Annotated in this window: 16 protein-coding genes and 2 pseudogenes; 5 read left to right on the forward strand and 13 right to left on the reverse strand. The window is 37.3% G+C overall.

Annotated features, from left to right (window positions below):
* The gene (locus tag CCK98_RS34545) at nt 1-366 is read right to left on the reverse strand and encodes a helix-turn-helix domain-containing protein (RefSeq protein ID WP_088091056.1); all 366 of its coding nucleotides are present in this window, start codon (nt 364-366) and stop codon (nt 1-3) included.
* Between the two features lie 147 nt (nt 367-513).
* On the opposite strand from CCK98_RS34545, the pseudogene hxlA reads away from it, so the two are divergent.
* Nucleotides 514-1,148, forward strand: a pseudogene (gene hxlA / locus CCK98_RS34550) (3-hexulose-6-phosphate synthase).
* On the opposite strand, the gene CCK98_RS34555 reads toward hxlA, so the two are convergent.
* The 10 genes from CCK98_RS34555 to CCK98_RS34595 form a co-directional block, all read right to left on the reverse strand.
* Complete coding sequence (locus CCK98_RS34555) at nt 1,081-1,578, reverse strand: hypothetical protein (RefSeq protein WP_088091057.1); 498 nt, start codon at nt 1,576-1,578, stop codon at nt 1,081-1,083. The pseudogene hxlA and the gene CCK98_RS34555 sit on opposite strands and share 68 nt — an antisense overlap.
* A gap of 240 nt (nt 1,579-1,818) precedes the next feature.
* Nucleotides 1,819-2,007, reverse strand: a complete 189-nt coding sequence (locus CCK98_RS34560) for an aspartyl-phosphate phosphatase Spo0E family protein (RefSeq protein WP_088091058.1) — start codon at nt 2,005-2,007, stop codon at nt 1,819-1,821.
* Between the two features lie 56 nt (nt 2,008-2,063).
* Complete coding sequence (locus CCK98_RS37190; RefSeq protein WP_142292271.1) at nt 2,064-2,282, reverse strand: S8 family serine peptidase; 219 nt, start codon at nt 2,280-2,282, stop codon at nt 2,064-2,066.
* 176 nt (nt 2,283-2,458) lie between these two features.
* On the reverse strand, nt 2,459-3,349 hold the full coding sequence (locus CCK98_RS34565; RefSeq protein WP_088091059.1) for a LysR family transcriptional regulator: 891 nt from the start codon (nt 3,347-3,349) through the stop codon (nt 2,459-2,461).
* A 103-nt stretch (nt 3,350-3,452) separates the two neighbouring features.
* Nucleotides 3,453-3,776, reverse strand: a complete 324-nt coding sequence (locus CCK98_RS34570) for an MFS transporter (protein WP_088091060.1) — start codon at nt 3,774-3,776, stop codon at nt 3,453-3,455.
* 70 nt (nt 3,777-3,846) lie between these two features.
* Nucleotides 3,847-4,128 carry a hypothetical protein gene (locus CCK98_RS36760; RefSeq protein WP_256942641.1) on the reverse strand — a complete coding sequence of 94 codons (282 nt, stop codon included), beginning with the start codon at nt 4,126-4,128 and terminating at the stop codon, nt 3,847-3,849.
* Nucleotides 4,129-4,288: 160 nt separating this feature from the next.
* Nucleotides 4,289-5,599, reverse strand: coding sequence for a nitrate/nitrite transporter (locus tag CCK98_RS34580; RefSeq protein ID WP_088091061.1), 1,311 nt, complete (start codon nt 5,597-5,599; stop codon nt 4,289-4,291).
* A gap of 15 nt (nt 5,600-5,614) precedes the next feature.
* Nucleotides 5,615-7,045, reverse strand: a complete 1,431-nt coding sequence (locus tag CCK98_RS34585; RefSeq protein ID WP_088091062.1) for an FGGY-family carbohydrate kinase — start codon at nt 7,043-7,045, stop codon at nt 5,615-5,617.
* Between the two features lie 14 nt (nt 7,046-7,059).
* Nucleotides 7,060-8,571, reverse strand: coding sequence for an FAD-binding oxidoreductase (locus CCK98_RS34590; RefSeq protein ID WP_088091063.1), 1,512 nt, complete (start codon nt 8,569-8,571; stop codon nt 7,060-7,062).
* Between the two features lie 36 nt (nt 8,572-8,607).
* On the reverse strand, nt 8,608-9,402 hold the full coding sequence (locus CCK98_RS34595; RefSeq protein ID WP_088091064.1) for an SDR family oxidoreductase: 795 nt from the start codon (nt 9,400-9,402) through the stop codon (nt 8,608-8,610).
* 161 nt (nt 9,403-9,563) lie between these two features.
* Between CCK98_RS34595 and CCK98_RS34600 the strand changes: the two genes are divergently transcribed.
* Nucleotides 9,564-10,313 carry a MurR/RpiR family transcriptional regulator gene (locus CCK98_RS34600; RefSeq protein ID WP_088091065.1) on the forward strand — a complete coding sequence of 250 codons (750 nt, stop codon included), beginning with the start codon at nt 9,564-9,566 and terminating at the stop codon, nt 10,311-10,313.
* Nucleotides 10,314-10,857: 544 nt separating this feature from the next.
* Here the strand turns inward: CCK98_RS34600 and CCK98_RS34610 are convergent.
* Nucleotides 10,858-11,949 (reverse strand): endospore germination permease, encoded by a 1,092-nt coding sequence (locus tag CCK98_RS34610; RefSeq protein WP_088091067.1) that lies wholly within the window; start codon nt 11,947-11,949, stop codon nt 10,858-10,860.
* 475 nt (nt 11,950-12,424) lie between these two features.
* Here CCK98_RS34610 and CCK98_RS34615 point away from each other — a divergent pair, with 475 nt between their 5' ends.
* From CCK98_RS34615 to CCK98_RS34625, 3 genes are all read left to right on the forward strand, one after another.
* Nucleotides 12,425-13,990, forward strand: coding sequence for a spore germination protein (locus CCK98_RS34615; protein ID WP_179196089.1), 1,566 nt, complete (start codon nt 12,425-12,427; stop codon nt 13,988-13,990).
* A 115-nt stretch (nt 13,991-14,105) separates the two neighbouring features.
* Nucleotides 14,106-15,296, forward strand: coding sequence for a Ger(x)C family spore germination protein (locus CCK98_RS34620; protein WP_088091068.1), 1,191 nt, complete (start codon nt 14,106-14,108; stop codon nt 15,294-15,296).
* Nucleotides 15,293-15,520, forward strand: a complete 228-nt coding sequence (locus CCK98_RS34625) for a hypothetical protein (RefSeq protein ID WP_088091069.1) — start codon at nt 15,293-15,295, stop codon at nt 15,518-15,520. Before CCK98_RS34620 ends, CCK98_RS34625 begins: the two co-directional genes overlap by 4 nt.
* Before the next feature lie 237 nt (nt 15,521-15,757).
* Here the strand turns inward: CCK98_RS34625 and CCK98_RS34630 are convergent.
* Nucleotides 15,758-16,158, reverse strand: a pseudogene (locus tag CCK98_RS34630) (IS6 family transposase); the annotation flags it as partial.
* Nucleotides 16,159-16,481 lie beyond the last annotated feature (323 nt).

Raw genomic sequence — 16,481 nt, forward strand, 5'->3', positions numbered from 1 at the left:
TTATTTAATTGCATCTTCTTCAAACTTAGTATGATGTAAATATTTTAATCGATAATTTTTTCCCCACTCATACATGGTTTCAAGTATTGGCATTAACGTATGACCTTGTTCAGTTAGAGAATATTCTACCTTTGGGGGAACAACTGGGTACACTTCACGATGAACAATTAGATCTTCTTCTAGCTCTCGTAATTGATTGACAAGCATTCTTTGTGTAATGTCTGGGATTATAGATCTTAATTGATTAAAACGGAGTGTTCCATGTTTGCCTAAATACCACATAATTAACATTTTCCATTTTCCACCAATTACATTCAACGTTAATTCCTTCTCACAATTAAACGTTTTTTCATCAAATCTACTCATCACTTTCACCCCATATTAAAATTTCCCTTAAATTCATAGTATACTTTTGGGAACTATATGAATTTAAAGTGCGTACTTTTTTTTCTGAACATTTAAAATATAATTGAAAATATAAAGAAATACAAGAAACCTTAAGGAGGAATAATGATGGAATTACAATTGGCATTAGATCTAGTAAATATTGAAGAGGCAATAAAAGTCGTGAGTGAGGTTCAGGAGCATATCGATATCGTAGAAATTGGAACTCCTGTTATTATTAACGAAGGATTGAAAGCAGTCAAAGAAATTAAAGAAGCTTTCCCTGCTTTAACTGTATTAGCAGATTTAAAAGTTATGGATGCTGGTGGATATGAAGTGATGAAAGCCTCTGAGGCAGGAGCTGGAATTGTTACAGTTCTCGGTGCACAGATGACGCAACTATTAAAGGTGCTGTAGAAGAAGGTAAGAAACAAGGTACAAAAATTCTTGTCGATATGATCAATGTTAAAGATATTGAACAGCGTGCAAAAGAAGTTGATGCACTTGGCGTTGACTATATCTGTTTACATACAGGATATGATCTTCAAGCTGCTGGTGAAAATTCATTTGAACAGTTAAGAACAATTAAACGTGTTGTAAAAAACGCAAAGACAGCTGTTGCTGGTGGAATCAAATTAGAAACACTTCCAGAAGTCATTCAAGCTAAGCCAGACCTTGTCATTGTTGGTGGAGGAATTACCGGTAAAGAAGATAAAAAAGCTGCTGCAGCCCAAATGCCCATGAGCTTGGTGACGTATATCTAAATATAGCACCTACTCTAGAATCACCATTCTTTAACGTAAATTGGAATTCGTAGTCACCATCTGCAAGCTGAGGTGAGTTTTGATCTACTACTATAAGATTATTATTCATTCCTCTTATCATTTTCATTTGATTATTTTCTACCGCTAGTGTTGAAGCAGTACCAACAACAGCCTGCCAGTCTCCAATATTTCCGTCATCAAAATTTTGTACATATGGATTTTCCCAATCATACTGATTAAGCTGCTCAACGTTAGCAGCATGTGCTGTAGAAACAACATTTTTACCTAGAAAAGGAATATTAAAGTCAAATACTTGTGTAAACATAAATAATGATAAAAATAAACTAATTGTTTTTTTATAAACTTTTAAATTTCCCCTTTTCTTCATACACTTTCCCTCTCTCTTATTAATAATTTCATGAAACCCCATAAACCTCCCTTAATAATCAAAATATGTGTTATGTTGCAAATTTCCAGCTAATTTAATATTAGAACAAACTAAGTTAATACTTAATGATATATTTTAACTAAATTTTGACTATTCTTTGTTTTTTTGATAGTCGGATAATTTTAGCCTACATGGAGTTCACTGATTGCTGCAGTAGACCATGTTATAGGTATTAACAGACAAACAGCCTTTGCAATTGATAAATTTTGTATATAGGATGGCTTAATACCACACCCCATCATGCCTTATTTTGAATAACTGATTTAATAAATTGTCTAACTCTTGACTACATTGAATGGTTTTGGAATGAAGAAATCCATACCGCTTATTAATATCAAATAATTCATTTCTTTTTTCCTCTATCTCTTTTGTTACCTGTTTTAATAAAGTATCCATCCCTTTACTCTCCATTCAAATAACTCTCCAGTAAGAATTCTATCTTGATGTGACTGCCGAAATTAACGGCCCTAACCACCTTTGTATGCATCCTTTAAATCAGGGTGATTATAGTCAATCCCAGTATCAAGAACAGCTACTTTTACGCCTTCTCCGGTAATGCCTTCCTTATGTAACTTGTCAATCTTAAAATAAGGAATACTCTCAACAGAAGTTGTGATTTCTCTATCAACATCTGTTGGAAGATCTTGCTTAATAGGATCAACCGTACTTTTCTTAAAATTCTGAATTTTCCACCCTGACCATGCCTCTTTTTTAGAGTAATATTATCCGTATGTCCAAGAGTTAGAGATTCATTGCAAATGCTCTTAAGTTATTGCACCAGAACCTGTTCCACCTGTCATAACGTTACCTCCCCACTAATAACGGTGTAATATCACTACTAAAAGAATATCGTTCGGCTTTGTTACTCCATAGTAGAAATGCTATTCCAAATTTTTTGGATTACATTAATAAAAGATTGAATTGTTACTACGTTTTCTTTTTCCTTCAACGTAATGATAGAGGTTTTTACTTTTACCTTGTTCTCAGTAACTAGGATCGGGACTAAATCACCATTGCTAATTTCCTTTTTTATGCAGACACTGATTCCCAACCCTACCCCGATATTATTTAATACGGCCTTTTTGATTCCTTCTAAACTTCCAATTTCTATTACGTTTTGTGATGAGAGTTTCGATTGTCTCAAATATTTACTCATCATCGTTTCATAATATCCATCAGCTTGATATTTAATTAAAGGAAATTTCGTCAGTAATTGGTCTTCCGGGTACCTAGCATATAAATCTTTAGAAACCACTAGAACCATGTCTTCCTCTGCAATCACGATGTTTGTCATTCCATTTTTACTTAGCTCGCCCGAAATAATCCCTATATCGTATTTGTTTGATTCTATCCCTTTTATAATTTCATCCCTTTTACAGGAAATCAACTTAATCTGTACATGGGGATATAGCTTCAGGTACTCAGATATGACATAAGGAAAATAATTCGCACAATAGCTTTCACCAGCTGCAATCGTTACATTGCCATACGAATTTGAAAGTTCGGTGAATGATGATTCAATCTCCTCTACTATGGAAAAAAGCTGATCCGTATATGTTTTAAGGATTTCACCTGCAGGTGTCAAAAAGTTCTTCTTTCCAATCCGTATAAATAGCTCCTGATTCAATTCTTGTTCGAGCGTCTGAATTTGTACAGTTACAGCAGGTTGAGTAAAGTTTAACTTTTGCGCAGCCTTTGTAAAATTTAAGTACTCTGCTGCGAATTTGAAAGTTTTCAGATGTCTTAATTCCATAATAGTTGCTCTCCATACTATCAAATTTTTTGGACTGGTACATATTAGTATAGTGCAGAATATCAATAAAATAATGTTATGGTTACCATAATGTCTTTTGATTTTACATTAACATCCCCTTCATTAGTATTTTGGGAATGTTATTACAATCTTGTACTGTTTGTATCACTTTTGGCGGTTTGTAATATTTAGCTAATAATAGAGTTACAACAAGACCAACGCCTCCAATATTATAAAACATAACGCGCCAGCCCCAAGTATCTGCTTTTAAACCAGTAAAGTATAAAGTGATAGCCGACCCTATTAACTGAGCAACAAATAAAATTGACTTCGCTCTTGCCTGAACTTCTCTTTTGAAAATTTCTGTAATAGCTACACCAAAAAAAGAGTGTTTAAATTGACAATCCTCAATTTTAACACCCTCCATTTGAGTGGCTTTTTATAATAATTAATCGTTAAATTCGATAACTGCTCTTCCTACATTTACACAATTGCAATCATGGAAAGAATTTAAATGGTTGATTAATATCTTCTAAGGCAATCCGATTCAACGCGAGCTCATCCAGTTTGAATTTCCCATCTAAATACATTTCTGCAATGATGGGGAAATCACGGAATGGCTTCACATTACCATCTAACAGCTTTCCTTCAAACATTGGACCCAATGCAGATTCGCATAAGTGAACTTCCCTAGTCACGCAAAATTCACATGTTCCGCAATATGGAACCCAGCTTAAAGCTACTTTCACGTTGGTGACATACCCCAACCGATTCAACAATTCCCGCTCCCTCATGTCCAAGAATTGTTGGTGTCGGCGTAGTCGAATCATTTAAAGAGTTTAAATCACAGAGGCTCCTGTTGCTTTAATTTTCACTAGAACTTCATTCGCTTTTGGTTCACTAAGTTCTACGTGTTGAATGGATAAAGGTTCGCCGATTTCAGGCATTTTTTGCAATGAGTTCATCTGGTTTAATTGATTTTCTAGCTTCCTTCTTTACTGACATTCTAAAGATTAACGTCATGAAGATAGCGAGGATAGCCGCGCAGGCACAGAAGATGAAGTATCCATTATATCCACCGTTAGGTCCGTATGTTTTAAACAATACAATATTGACGATAGGCATTAAAATATCAGGTGTATAGCCTATAAAGGATACAACTCCAATCGTTAGACCGAGTATCTTTTCATCTACCTTACAATCTCCAAGTAACGACCAGTAAAGACCTCTAATGGTATAAATCATTAAACCTATCATGACGACTTGGATTTTAAAGTAAATGAGAGGCATCGTAATTGGTAAGATTGATATAGCAATTAAAAAAGTGGCAGCTAACCCTAAGGCGATCATGAGGATACTGCTTTTCCCAAATTTATCACCTAAAAATCCGCCTAACAACCCGCCAATCGGCCGCATCCAAAGCATTAATACAGTCACTTCACCTACAGTTGCGGCATCAATTTTGATGTTCGTTTGTAAAAATCCACCCTGATAATATACGGCCCAGGTCACAATATAAGACATAAATATGATGCCGCCTAGCATCCATATGAACTTATTACTGAATAGTTGTTTGAAATCGTTCACATTAATTTTTTTACTGGTTTCTGCCGCTTTAGAAGAAGATTCTTTTTTAATAGAAGATTTGTCTTCTTTAACAAAAAATAAAATGAGTACGGATACCAAAATAAGCGCAGCAGAGTACATGTAAACCACAAATTGTAACGCTTCTTTCTTATGAACCAATTCTGTACTGTCTCCCAAAACGTTTGTAAAAATAAATAATGCGATACTTGCTAATATGGCCTCTACTATTCCACGGCCACCATCTAAAGCACCAAAAAATCTTCCTTCTTCTTCCTTTTTAGAAATTAACTTTACAAGTTTTAAATGAGCTGCCCAAAAGGTGAATACGGAAAAAAATCCCCAAATACCAAATATCACTAAGACCATTGAATAGCTCGGAACTTGAGCAAACCATAGTCCGGTAAGTCCACAAACCAAAAGTGAAATGAATAAAAGTTTTTTTGCGGAAAATCGATCAGCAAGCCAGCCACTTGGAGAGTATCCCACAAGATAAGCCACACCTAAAACGGAAAAAATGCCATTTAATTGTTTAAGAGTTATTCCGTATACTTCCAAAATCGTTTCTTGATAATTTGTTTTTAAATAGATAAGTGGAAATATCGATCCTGCTGCTAAAACAATGAGGAAAAATTGAAAATACCTTTGATAATTTTTCTCTGCCACAAAATCACTCTTTTCTTAACTAAAAATGGGATAAGATAGTTTTAAAATTTCATCGGTATGAACTCTCACCTTTTTAACGACAGTATCGTTAATGGTATTGTAGAGTACGTGATTTTTTTGGTTCGGTATAAACGTTTGTTGAGTTTTAACCATTTTACTTGCAGCCTCATAAAAATCTTTGTAAATCGATAGATGTTGGCAGACACATATAGCAGCTCCTAAACACGCACTACTGCTGCCTGCACGTCTGTGAACTGGCAATCCAAAAAGATCCGCAATAATTTGCATTATCACATCACTTTTGGAGCCCCCGCCTATTACGACTAAATCATTTAACTGTACGTCTATTTCCTCTAACATATCATCAATATTGTTTTTAATATTAAAAGCAATCGCTTCCAAAATTGAACGGTATATATGGTATTTTGTATGGCGCTGATCAAAACCAATCATGACACCTTTTCGATATGGTATAGATGGTGTCGATAACCAGTCTAAAATGGTAATCAGACCGTCACTGCCGACTGGAACATCTTGTGCTTTCATATTCAAGTATTCCTCTTCCAATACACCTAGTTTTCTTGCTTCTGTAACGAGTTCTTCACCAATCAGCTTTTTAAACCAACTCACGGTCCACATACCACGTCTTATTCCATTTGATTCATAAACATATTTAAATGGAATACATGCAAGCGTTGGAAAGAAATTAAGGGCATTTTCCTTAAATTCATTTCGTAACAGCATGGACGAAATGAATGTTCCAAGCGAGATCATGATGGTACCTTCGTCCTTAATTCCGGAACCCAGCGCCTCTACAGCTTTATCGTTAGCTGTCGCTACTACTGGTATATCATGATGGAAACCAAACTCCTCGACCAATTCTTGTCTCAGCATTCCCAGCTTTTCGCCTGGTTTTACAAGATCAAATACCATGTCTCTTTGCAATCCATTTGCCTCAAATACTTCCTCGTCTTTCGACCAATCCAACGTTTCACGGTCCAATGGCCAGTGAACTTCATAATTGGAAGCAGTGTCTTTAAATTCCCCTGTCAACCGAAAGCCTAGATAACCAGAGGTAGTCGTCACATACTTTACTTGATCATCAGAATGTACATATGGTTCGTTAAGTCTGGAATCCATCCAGCTTATCACAGGATAAGCTAGATGGCCCTCTTCCTTTAATAAAACACGACAACATCTAATGGTACAAAGTCCAATTCCAGCAATGTCTTTAGGATTGCCAGTAAAATGGGCTAGACAATTTTTAATAGCTCCGTACACACTGTCCCATAAATCATCTTCGGGATGGATGACAACCCCTGGTTCAGGTGATAGAGTTTCTTTTAATTGAAAAGATCCGAAAGCAACTTCATTACCTTTAACATCATAAATGGCTACTTTTGTACTTTGCGAGCCATTATCAATCCCCATTACATACCCGCTCATATAATCACCTTTTATTAACCTTTTATATATTTTTTGCCCTCTTCTTGAGGGAAGATTGTACCAAAATTCATGATTCCATTAGGGTCAAAAGCTTCTTTTAATTTTTCTAACATATAGTAAGCAGATCCATGCTCTTCTTCTGTCCACTCGGTACGATATTTTCCAATACCATGGTGATGGCACATGGAACCGCCAAGTTTCAATGTTTCTTCAATAATAATGGAATGGATTGGATGATGATAAATTCTCATTTCATCCTCTGGTGCACAATTAATATTATAGTTATAAACAAAGTACATATTGGTTCCATTTAGATAACTATGGGATGAGTGTCCACCAAGCATGGTTATATCTTCAATTCTGTCAAACTCTTCCATAACTCTTTTCATTACATTGTGATAAATCTTTGTAATGTTTTCCCAGTCAGCTGATACTTCCGTTGTAAAACCATCATGCTTATGATGATCAACCATTGTTTGGAATTCACGATCAATGTGTCCCTGCGTCCAATTCAAGTTATTAAACCAATTTTCGATTAATTGGTCTTCAACTTTTTCAACGATTCCATCTTGGAATTTAGCAACCGCTTCTTCAATTGCTTCATTCGTTGCCTTAACAATACCAGCTGGCCCTTCTGTCATAAAAATCAACACACATTTGTCTTTATAGAAATGAGAGAAATGTTGTCTTGCGTCTTCTTCAGAATAAACACGTGCCACAGATGGTCTAAAGCCGTTTGTAATCACTTCTCTTAAAACTTTAATACCCGTATCAACATCTTTTAATAAATAACCATGGAACACATTGTTTTTAGGATAGTATTTAAAAATTTTCACCGTAACTTCTGTGATATAACATAATGTTCCTTCATTGCCGATAACAATGTGTCGAATATCCGGTCCTCCAGCTCTTCTTGGAACATTTTTGATTCGAGAAATGTAACCGTTTGGAAATACACATTCTAATCCAACAACCATATCTTCAATCGCACCGTATAAAGTGGAGAATTGTCCAATACTTCTTGTTGCCAATAATCCACCAAATTGTGCAACTGGTTTAGACTGTGGAGAGTGACCAGTTGTGTAACCAATTTTACGCAGCTCATCTTCCAATGTTTGTAGTTTTACACCTGTTTGGACAGTTGCTTGCATGTTATATGGATCGATTTTAATGATATTATTCATTCTTGACCCATCGATAACCATAGCGATTTCTTTCCAGTTTTCCAGACCGCCTTCTGTAGCTGTTTTTCCACTACGAGGAATCACATTGATCTTGTGTTCATTACAGAACTGCAGAAGTGCCTGTACTTCTTCTGTAGAGTGTGGATATACTATCGCCATTGGCATTGGAACGTCAAGTACCTTTTTAGCTTTTGCATATTTTTTATATCGGTCAGAAGATGCATCATATAATGCTTCATGATCGGTATTTATTTGTTCGATTGAAATAATTACCTCTAATTCTTTTAACAATTGTTCTTTAATCTTCGTAGTTTTTTCTTTTAATAATTGTTCATTCGTCATCGCAGCATTTCTCCTTTTATCGATTTCTATATTTTGTTATCGTACTAAGTATCCGCCATCAACATTCACGAGAGTTCCATTTACATAATTGGAAGCGTTTGAAGCTAGATATACAACTGTACCCATTAAATCTGAGATATTTCCCCATCTATTGGCAGGAATATGATCTAAAATTCGTTGATTGGCTTCAGGATTCGCTCTAGTCTCTACAGTAACGGCAGTAGCAAAATAGCCAGGTGCAATACCGTTTACTTGAATATTGAATTGAGCTAATTCATCACAATATGCTTTTGTGAAGCCTGCTAAACCGTGTTTCGTTGCCGCATATGCAGGTGACCATTGACCTCCAAGGTAGGAAAACAAGGAACAAGTATTAATGATCTTCCCGCTTTTTTGTGGAATCATATACTTCGCCACTTCATGAGATAATTCAAACGCTGCAGTTAAATTGATTGAGACCATTTTATCCCATTGAAGTCGAGTAAACTTCGTCACATCTGGTTCATTGATACAAATGCCTGCGTTGTTCATGAGGATATCTATTTTTCCAAATGTTTTGATACATTCTTCTGCAATTTTTTTACAAGCATCCTCTTGAGTAACGTCTGCAATCATCAAATGGTACCGGACGCCTTCTGCTTCAATCATGTTTTTCGTTTCACCATTGTCATCAGCGATGCTGACTGCAAAAATGTCTGCCCCTGCTTTTGCCAGTGCTAAGGCAAAGCCTTGCCCCAATCCTGAATTTCCTCCAGTGATAATGGCTACTTTTCCTTTTAAGCTAAAAAAATTCATTGAGAAATCTTTTATATCGGTTTTATGAGTAGTCATGTTTACCCCTCCTCTTAAATGTTTTTTATTATTTACAACGTTAATTTACTATAAATACCTCCAAATGTAAACGGATTCTTAAGAAAATTTTCTATTTTTTTTAAAAAAAAATTATATTGTGGAAAATTTTCCACTATGGTATACTTTCATTAAGCACTAAAATGAGAAGAGAGGGAAAGACCATAAATATTAATTTAAATAAATTAAATGAGCTGGAGCTTTCGGTTCATATTAAACTTTCTGAAATTATTAAAGAAAAGGATCATTTAAAAATATTAGAGGCCGCTGAGTATTGTAATGTGTCTTCTTCAAAAGTATCCAAACTTGTAAGAAAACTTGGGTTTGAAAGTTTTAAACAATATAAACAATTTTTTGGCGGTCAGCCAATCATTCAGGAAGACAAAAAAACTTCAAGTGAGCTTGAACGATTAAAACACTTTATAGATAATTTTGACCCTACATTAGTGGATGAGTTTTTAACTCTTTATAAGAAGTACAACAGAATTGTGCTATTTGGATTGGGTCCATCCTTTATTTGTGTAGAATACTTTGCTTATAAGCTTGCTCTTGTTTCTGGAAAACATATTTTAGTGAGCCAGGGAGAAGATCATGCGAAGCATTTAGTGTATGAGGACACGCTTTTAATTGTTTTTTCCGTAACCGGCAAATTCGCCTCTTTTGAAAACCTTTTCAACGGAGCAAAGTCTAAAGGGGCTGAAATATTGTTGATTTTGGAGGAATATGACAATTCTCAAACTTTACAAGTAGATAATATATTTTACTTAACCAAATCTGCTCAAAATGGAAAATTGTTACCTTATGAAAAAACTCGAACTGTATTCTTTATTTTTATAGAAGAAATTATTGCAAAATTAATGGCAGAACGAGATGCATTAAAAAAGGATGAATAAAAGAACAGACCGTCTGGCCATGAGACGGTCTGTTTTCTTATTTTATATAGTTAATAGACTGTTAGACGTATCGGCTAGTTCCTTTTGTTCTTGTGATGAAAACTCAACCACTGTTCTGCCAACGTTGTTGCAATTGCAGTCATGGAAGCTGTCGAATGCTTTATTAATGTCATTTAGCTGGATACGATCAAGGACGAGTCAGGCTTCGATGAAAAGTGTAAATCTGTAAGTTTCTGGTGAAAGGAGTACATACACAACTCTAAGATGATCATTTTCGATTGTGGAATCCGGTCTTTGAAACTGCACATGCCTTAGTGTTATTAGGCAATTGAACATCGGCTTTGTCCCATATACCACATTTTCTGAAAAGCTAAATTCGGACAACAAGAAAAATTTCTCCTTGCGTGATGAGTTGATCGTAAAACAACGGTTTCGTCTATAAGAGATTGTTCAAAAAGTCCGGGAAACATTCACTGAAAGTGAGCGAACGTTTTTGGATAAGATTTAAAAGTTTATTTGCTGCTACCTGCTAACAGGGATTGTATCATGTTGAAACCTCTCTTTTTCGAGTAAAAGCAATGATGAATAATAATAACGGAAAGACAAATACCATGGTTATATTAAAGAGGATATATGTTGTCCCTACAAAATGAGAAAATTCTTGAAGATTTGGAGCTACCCAAATACTACATATTATAATGTAAATGCCCATCGGAAAGACAATTGGGCGATAGTTACTAAGACCTAACCATTGGGAAGTACCGATTACGATTATATAATAAAAGATGGATATTTTAATAAATGCCCCGGCAACCCATATAGCCATAACAATGGACTCTATATGTTCTAAAAAATCAGCTATACTAATGTACCGAACAGCAGACATGACCGGATAAGTAAAAGTGGCTGTGATCCCTCCAAATATGAACAGGGTAGTGATATTGAGAGCTAACAAGGTCAGTAAGACAATACATAAAGAAATGACTCCATATTTCATTCCTTTATCTGAATTAGATAAAAACGGGAGAAGCATAGCGAGAATCACAACGTTGTTAAACCAACCAAATAGAGGAATTGCTCCTCTAAAGACAGGTTTCATTCCATTTTCCATTATGGGAAAAATATTCTTGATTTCCATATCGGGAAGAAGTAGGAGAATTATTATCACCCAAAGTATTAATATGATAGGGATGAATAGCTGTGCAATTCTTGCGATTCCTTCTATGCCGCCTCGTACGGCAAGAGCACAAGCAAAAATCATACTGGCTATCACAACCATCAGTGGGGTTTTTGGCATAAAGCTACCTACGACAAATTCAGCGTATTGTCTTGTTATAATACCATCGCCATATATACATATGAAGATAAAAAAGAAACCGAAGATTTTCCCGCATAATCTGCCAACAATTTTTTCACTATATTGGATGATTGTTTCCCCAAGGTATCGCTCGTGTAACTTAAATGTAATATATACGAGAATAAAACCGGTAACTGAACCGATCATTGTTGAAATCCACAAATCGCGTCCTGCGTGTATGGCTACTATCCTGGGTAATAGTAGATCTCCAGTTGCAACAACCATTGGATACATAATAATTGCCATTTGAAGCGGTGAAATCTTCCCTTTCTCTAACACTCTTCTTTCACCTCATTTACTTGTCCTTCCCTAACAGTTCATATATTAGAGGTTGTTCAAAAAGTCCGGAAAACATTCATCGAATAAGAAGAACACTTTTTCTTCGTCTGAAAGTGTCTTCCGACAAGACCAACACACATTAATAAGTCCGATCCTGTCCTCCAATACTTTGATATTTTTTAAACCTGATTAATAATACTTGTCCATACGACCATACTAAAAATGTATTCAGTATGGACAAGTATTCGATCAGAAACATCGCTATCTACCTGGGCACTAAGCTGGATTACCTACAAAGTAATCTATAAGATTGGCGGTATCAGATATTTGCAAAAAAAGCAGAATCATAAAAGAGATAGTGAACTTTACCCTCAAGTCTGAGAAATAGAAAAAGATAAGTTATCAATGGTATAGTAGAAAATTTCAGCCTATGCATTGATGAAGAGTCGTTGTTTTGAAAGGAAAGAGGTATATCATGTTGATTCGAAAATCCCGAAAATGGGTCAAGAAAGATGGGATATCAAAAGCAATTTCTCACGTTCCCGAGCAACAGAAAGAGCCTATTTCTTCAAATTTGCAAGAAAATGTACAAATACTGCGTTCCATTTACGCCGATTGCTCCGATGTCAATTTTCGAACATTTTTGGTTAACGGAACAACAAAGGCGGTTTTGGTCTATATTGAAGGACTATCCAATATTGAAGAGATCGATGACAATGTGCTATCCCCCCTTATGCGGGATACCGCCGAAAAAACGGGCAGCATAAATGAATTGCTGGAAAGAAAGCTTTCGGTCTCGAAGGTGAAAGAAATCAAAACTTTTCCCGATTGTATCGAATCCATTTCCATCGGCAATCCGGTTCTTCTTTTCGAGCACGAAACCCTTGGGATTTCTTTAGGACTGGCAAAATGGGAGAAACGGTCCATTGAAGAACCATCAGCAGAATCGGTTGTACGCGGACCGCGGGATGGGTTTACGGAAACGATTGGAGTAAATACCTCGCTCTTACGTAGAAAGCTTAGAAGTCCACAATTAAAGATGAAATCAATGAAAGTAGGTCGCTACAGTCAGACCGAAATCGTCTTGGCCTATATCGAAGGGATCGCCGATTTAACCCTGATCGATGAAATGACCCAAAGGATTCAGCGAATCAATATCGACAGTGTATTGGAAAGCGGATATATCGAGGAAATGATCGAAGACAACCCTTTCTCTCCGTTCCCACAAGTATTGAATACCGAGCGGGCGGATGTGGCTGCATCAAGCCTTTTGGAAGGAAAGGTCGTCATTTTGGTAGACGGGACTCCGTTTGCCCTGATCGCACCGACAACGCTCTTTTCATTGCTCCAATCAAGCGAAGACTATTATCAGCGCTTCTTAATTGGGACTGTGATCCGCTGGCTACGTTATTTTTTCGTGCTGCTTTCCTTGCTGCTCCCGTCGCTCTATGTGGCCCTACTGACTTTTCATCATGAGATGGTACCTACAACGCTACTATTGAACGCTGCTTCATCTCGCGAGCGAATTCCTTTTCCGGCACTGGTTGAGGCTCTGATCATGGAATTCACGTTCGAAGCACTGCGGGAGGCAGGAATCAGGCTTCCTAAGCAGGTGGGAGCGGCTGTAAGCATTGTCGGGGCACTCGTCATTGGCCAAGCGGCGGTTCAAGCAGGTATAGTGTCGGCCCCGATGGTTATGGTCGTAGCCATAACAGGGATCGCCTCCTTTACGGTTCCTCGTTATACCGCTGGAATTGCCCTGCGGATGCTACGCTTTCCCATCATCTTTCTGGCAGGTATGTTGGGATTGCTGGGCGTGATGCTGGGGATCATTTTCATCCTTATCCACTTAAGCACATTAAAGTCTTTTGGTGTTCCTTATTTGGAACCATTGGCCCCGATGAAATTCCGCGATATGAAAGACGTCCTGATACGGGCCCCTTGGTGGATGATGAATACCCGCCCTCATTTAACGGGTGATTATAATAAGTACCGCCAAGCTCCAGAGCAGAAACCTGATCCAATACGAGGAGATGAGTAATGATCGATCGTCTGAATCTATTTTATCCAAGGAAAAGGTCATCCAATAAAAATTCTTGGTGCGATGATCATATTCACACCAAAGGAAAGCTGCTGGAAAAAGGGGAGACCGTGGGATGAAAAAGATGCTATTGTTTTTCTTCTTTTTTGCGAACAACTTGCTTCTAGCCGGCTGCTGGGATCGTACCGAAGTCAATGATGTAACGCTAATCACCGGAGTAGGGATTGACAAAAAGAATGAAAACACGATTGAGCTTACCGCAGAAGTATATATTCCCAAAGCTTTGGGTGCTGGTGGCGGAGGTGGCGGTGGTGGTAGCGGTGGTAGTCCCCCCGAAACCATAATAAGAAGTGGAAAAGGAAAGACAATTGCCGATGCCATCTCGAACTTACAGGAAAAAATTCCGCGCGAAGTTTTCTGGGGGCACACAAAAGTGATTGTGATTGGGGAGAAACTGGCGATAGCAGGCATACGTGAGCCTCTTGATTTCCTGGCACGAACTCCCCAAACTCGCCTGCGGAGCAATGTGTTTGTCGCTAAGGGGAAAGCCAAGGATATAATGGCCTTACTTCCTCCTTTGGAAAGCAGCTCTTCGGAAGTGCTTAGGGAATTAGCGGCATCGAAAGTTTTGATGGACATCACCTTGAAGGATGTATTACAAATGTTAAGCGGGGACGCCCAGGCAGCGGCCGTTCCAATGGTCACTATCGATCCTGCCGCAAAAGGGTTAGAACCGCTGCAGACGGTTTCGTATATTAATCAGACCGCAATTTTTAAGAAGGATAAGATGATTGGCCAAATCAGTGATAAGCTGACAAGGGGTGTACTGTGGACTAGAAACGAGATAAAGCAGGCTACTGTCACCATTAAGTCGAAAGAGGGAAAGGGGAATGTGTCCTATAGGCTGCTTCGTGCGAACACTGAGCTGATCCCAGAGATAAAGTACGGAAAATGGAAGATGAAGGTAAAAGTTATCACGGAGGATGATATAATCCTGAACGGAACCGATTTAGACCTAACGACTCCGAAATTCACTCAAATGCTTCAAAAGGATTTGGAAAAAGACCTTAAATATCGCATAAGCCAAACATTAGAAAAAGTACAGAAAGAGCTGAAGGTCGATATTTTGGGCTTCTCTGAGGAATTTCACCGGAAATACCCACAAGAATGGAAAAAGGCCAAAAAGGATTGGGATGAGATCTTTCCTTCGGTGGAAGTGACCTTTGATATGAAGGCTACAGTACGCAGGCCCGGCCTGTCTACAACCCCGCAAGGATTACCGGAAGATGAGGTGAAGAAAAAATGAAATGGGGAGCATTGTTAGGAATAACAACTATCTTTACTCTTATCGCACTATATGAATGGCCCCAAATGAAACCAACGGAGAAAAAAGAAAGGGCGGCCTTTGTCACCCTTGCAGTAACAGGGTGGGTGATTGCCGTCCTGTTGCTTCATTTTCCCGACATGCCCGGCCCGACTCAAATAATTGATGCGATTTATAAGCCGATTGGAAAGATATTAGAGAAATAGCTCTTAGACAATATTACTGATTAGGTTTACGTTTTACAAAGGTCTCGATCTCTATCTACTCTCGCAGTCTGGCGTAAAGGTTTTCTGCGGTAAACTCCCACTTTTTAAAACTAAAAAACTCAAACTTCGCACCTAAATAATTAGGCAGAAGTCATGATCTTAATTGATAACTTATTGGGAAATGCTGACAAACCATTAGCTGGTTTAGTTTAAGTACAATCCATCACGAACTATCCATACTAATTTCTTAATGAAACGATGATCCTGTTCAAAATTATTGTTCAGATAACGAATCTGTCTTATTTGGATGCCTTCAGGCAACTTTTGCTCGTCTTTTAGTTGTTGAATGGCTACTGGATATGTTGGATTCTTATCAACTGTTATTACTCTAGGTTTTGAAACATGAAAAGCAGCCAATGCTTGCTTAAAAAAGCGCTTAGCTGCTTTGGTATCCCTCGATTCAATAAGATAAAAATCAATGGTATTCCCTTCTGAATCAACGGCACGATATAAATACATCCATTGACCTTTACTTTGATGTACGTTTCGTCCACTCTCCAGGAGTCATTGGTTGGCTTAAGATGACGACGGATTCGTTTATCCAATTCAGGACCATACTGATGAACCCAACGCATAATGATAATGGGGGTTCTGGTGCAAACCTCGAATTTTGTTAAAATATAAACAAAAATATAAGGTTAATTCCGAATTTTAGTTCTATATACCGTTAATATTTGTTAAAAAGTTTTTCATTCCGAATAAAAATTACTCGTGAAGTATGTAAAATTCATGTTGAGTTAGCTATCTAATTCTTTTTGCACCAGAACCCATTCGTTTGTAACTTTTTAACTTATACAAATAATACACAAACTCCTTCCTCCATAAAACTGCCAGAAGGCAACTCCCATAAGGATTAGTTGCCTTCTTTTAAAATGAGTTGCGAGACACATTCCACATGTGT

The organism is Bacillus sp. OV166 (assembly GCF_900177675.1).
Lineage (GTDB): Bacteria > Bacillota > Bacilli > Bacillales > Cytobacillaceae > Neobacillus.

Coding starts and splice junctions, on each gene's coding strand:
- CCK98_RS34555 (WP_088091057.1), bottom strand. CDS start 1,578: ATGGGGTTTCATGAAATTATTAATAAGAGAGAGGGAAAGTGTATGAAG.
- CCK98_RS34600 (WP_088091065.1), top strand. CDS start 9,564: ATGAGAAGAGAGGGAAAGACCATAAATATTAATTTAAATAAATTAAAT.
- CCK98_RS34620 (WP_088091068.1), top strand. CDS start 14,106: ATGAAAAAGATGCTATTGTTTTTCTTCTTTTTTGCGAACAACTTGCTT.
- CCK98_RS34625 (WP_088091069.1), top strand. CDS start 15,293: ATGAAATGGGGAGCATTGTTAGGAATAACAACTATCTTTACTCTTATC.
- CCK98_RS34590 (WP_088091063.1), bottom strand. CDS start 8,571: ATGACGAATGAACAATTATTAAAAGAAAAAACTACGAAGATTAAAGAA.
- CCK98_RS34595 (WP_088091064.1), bottom strand. CDS start 9,402: ATGACTACTCATAAAACCGATATAAAAGATTTCTCAATGAATTTTTTT.
- CCK98_RS34585 (WP_088091062.1), bottom strand. CDS start 7,045: ATGAGCGGGTATGTAATGGGGATTGATAATGGCTCGCAAAGTACAAAA.
- CCK98_RS34545 (WP_088091056.1), bottom strand. CDS start 366: ATGAGTAGATTTGATGAAAAAACGTTTAATTGTGAGAAGGAATTAACG.
- CCK98_RS34570 (WP_088091060.1), bottom strand. CDS start 3,776: ATGGAGGGTGTTAAAATTGAGGATTGTCAATTTAAACACTCTTTTTTT.
- CCK98_RS34560 (WP_088091058.1), bottom strand. CDS start 2,007: ATGGAGAGTAAAGGGATGGATACTTTATTAAAACAGGTAACAAAAGAG.
- CCK98_RS34615 (WP_179196089.1), top strand. CDS start 12,425: ATGTTGATTCGAAAATCCCGAAAATGGGTCAAGAAAGATGGGATATCA.
- CCK98_RS34565 (WP_088091059.1), bottom strand. CDS start 3,349: ATGGAATTAAGACATCTGAAAACTTTCAAATTCGCAGCAGAGTACTTA.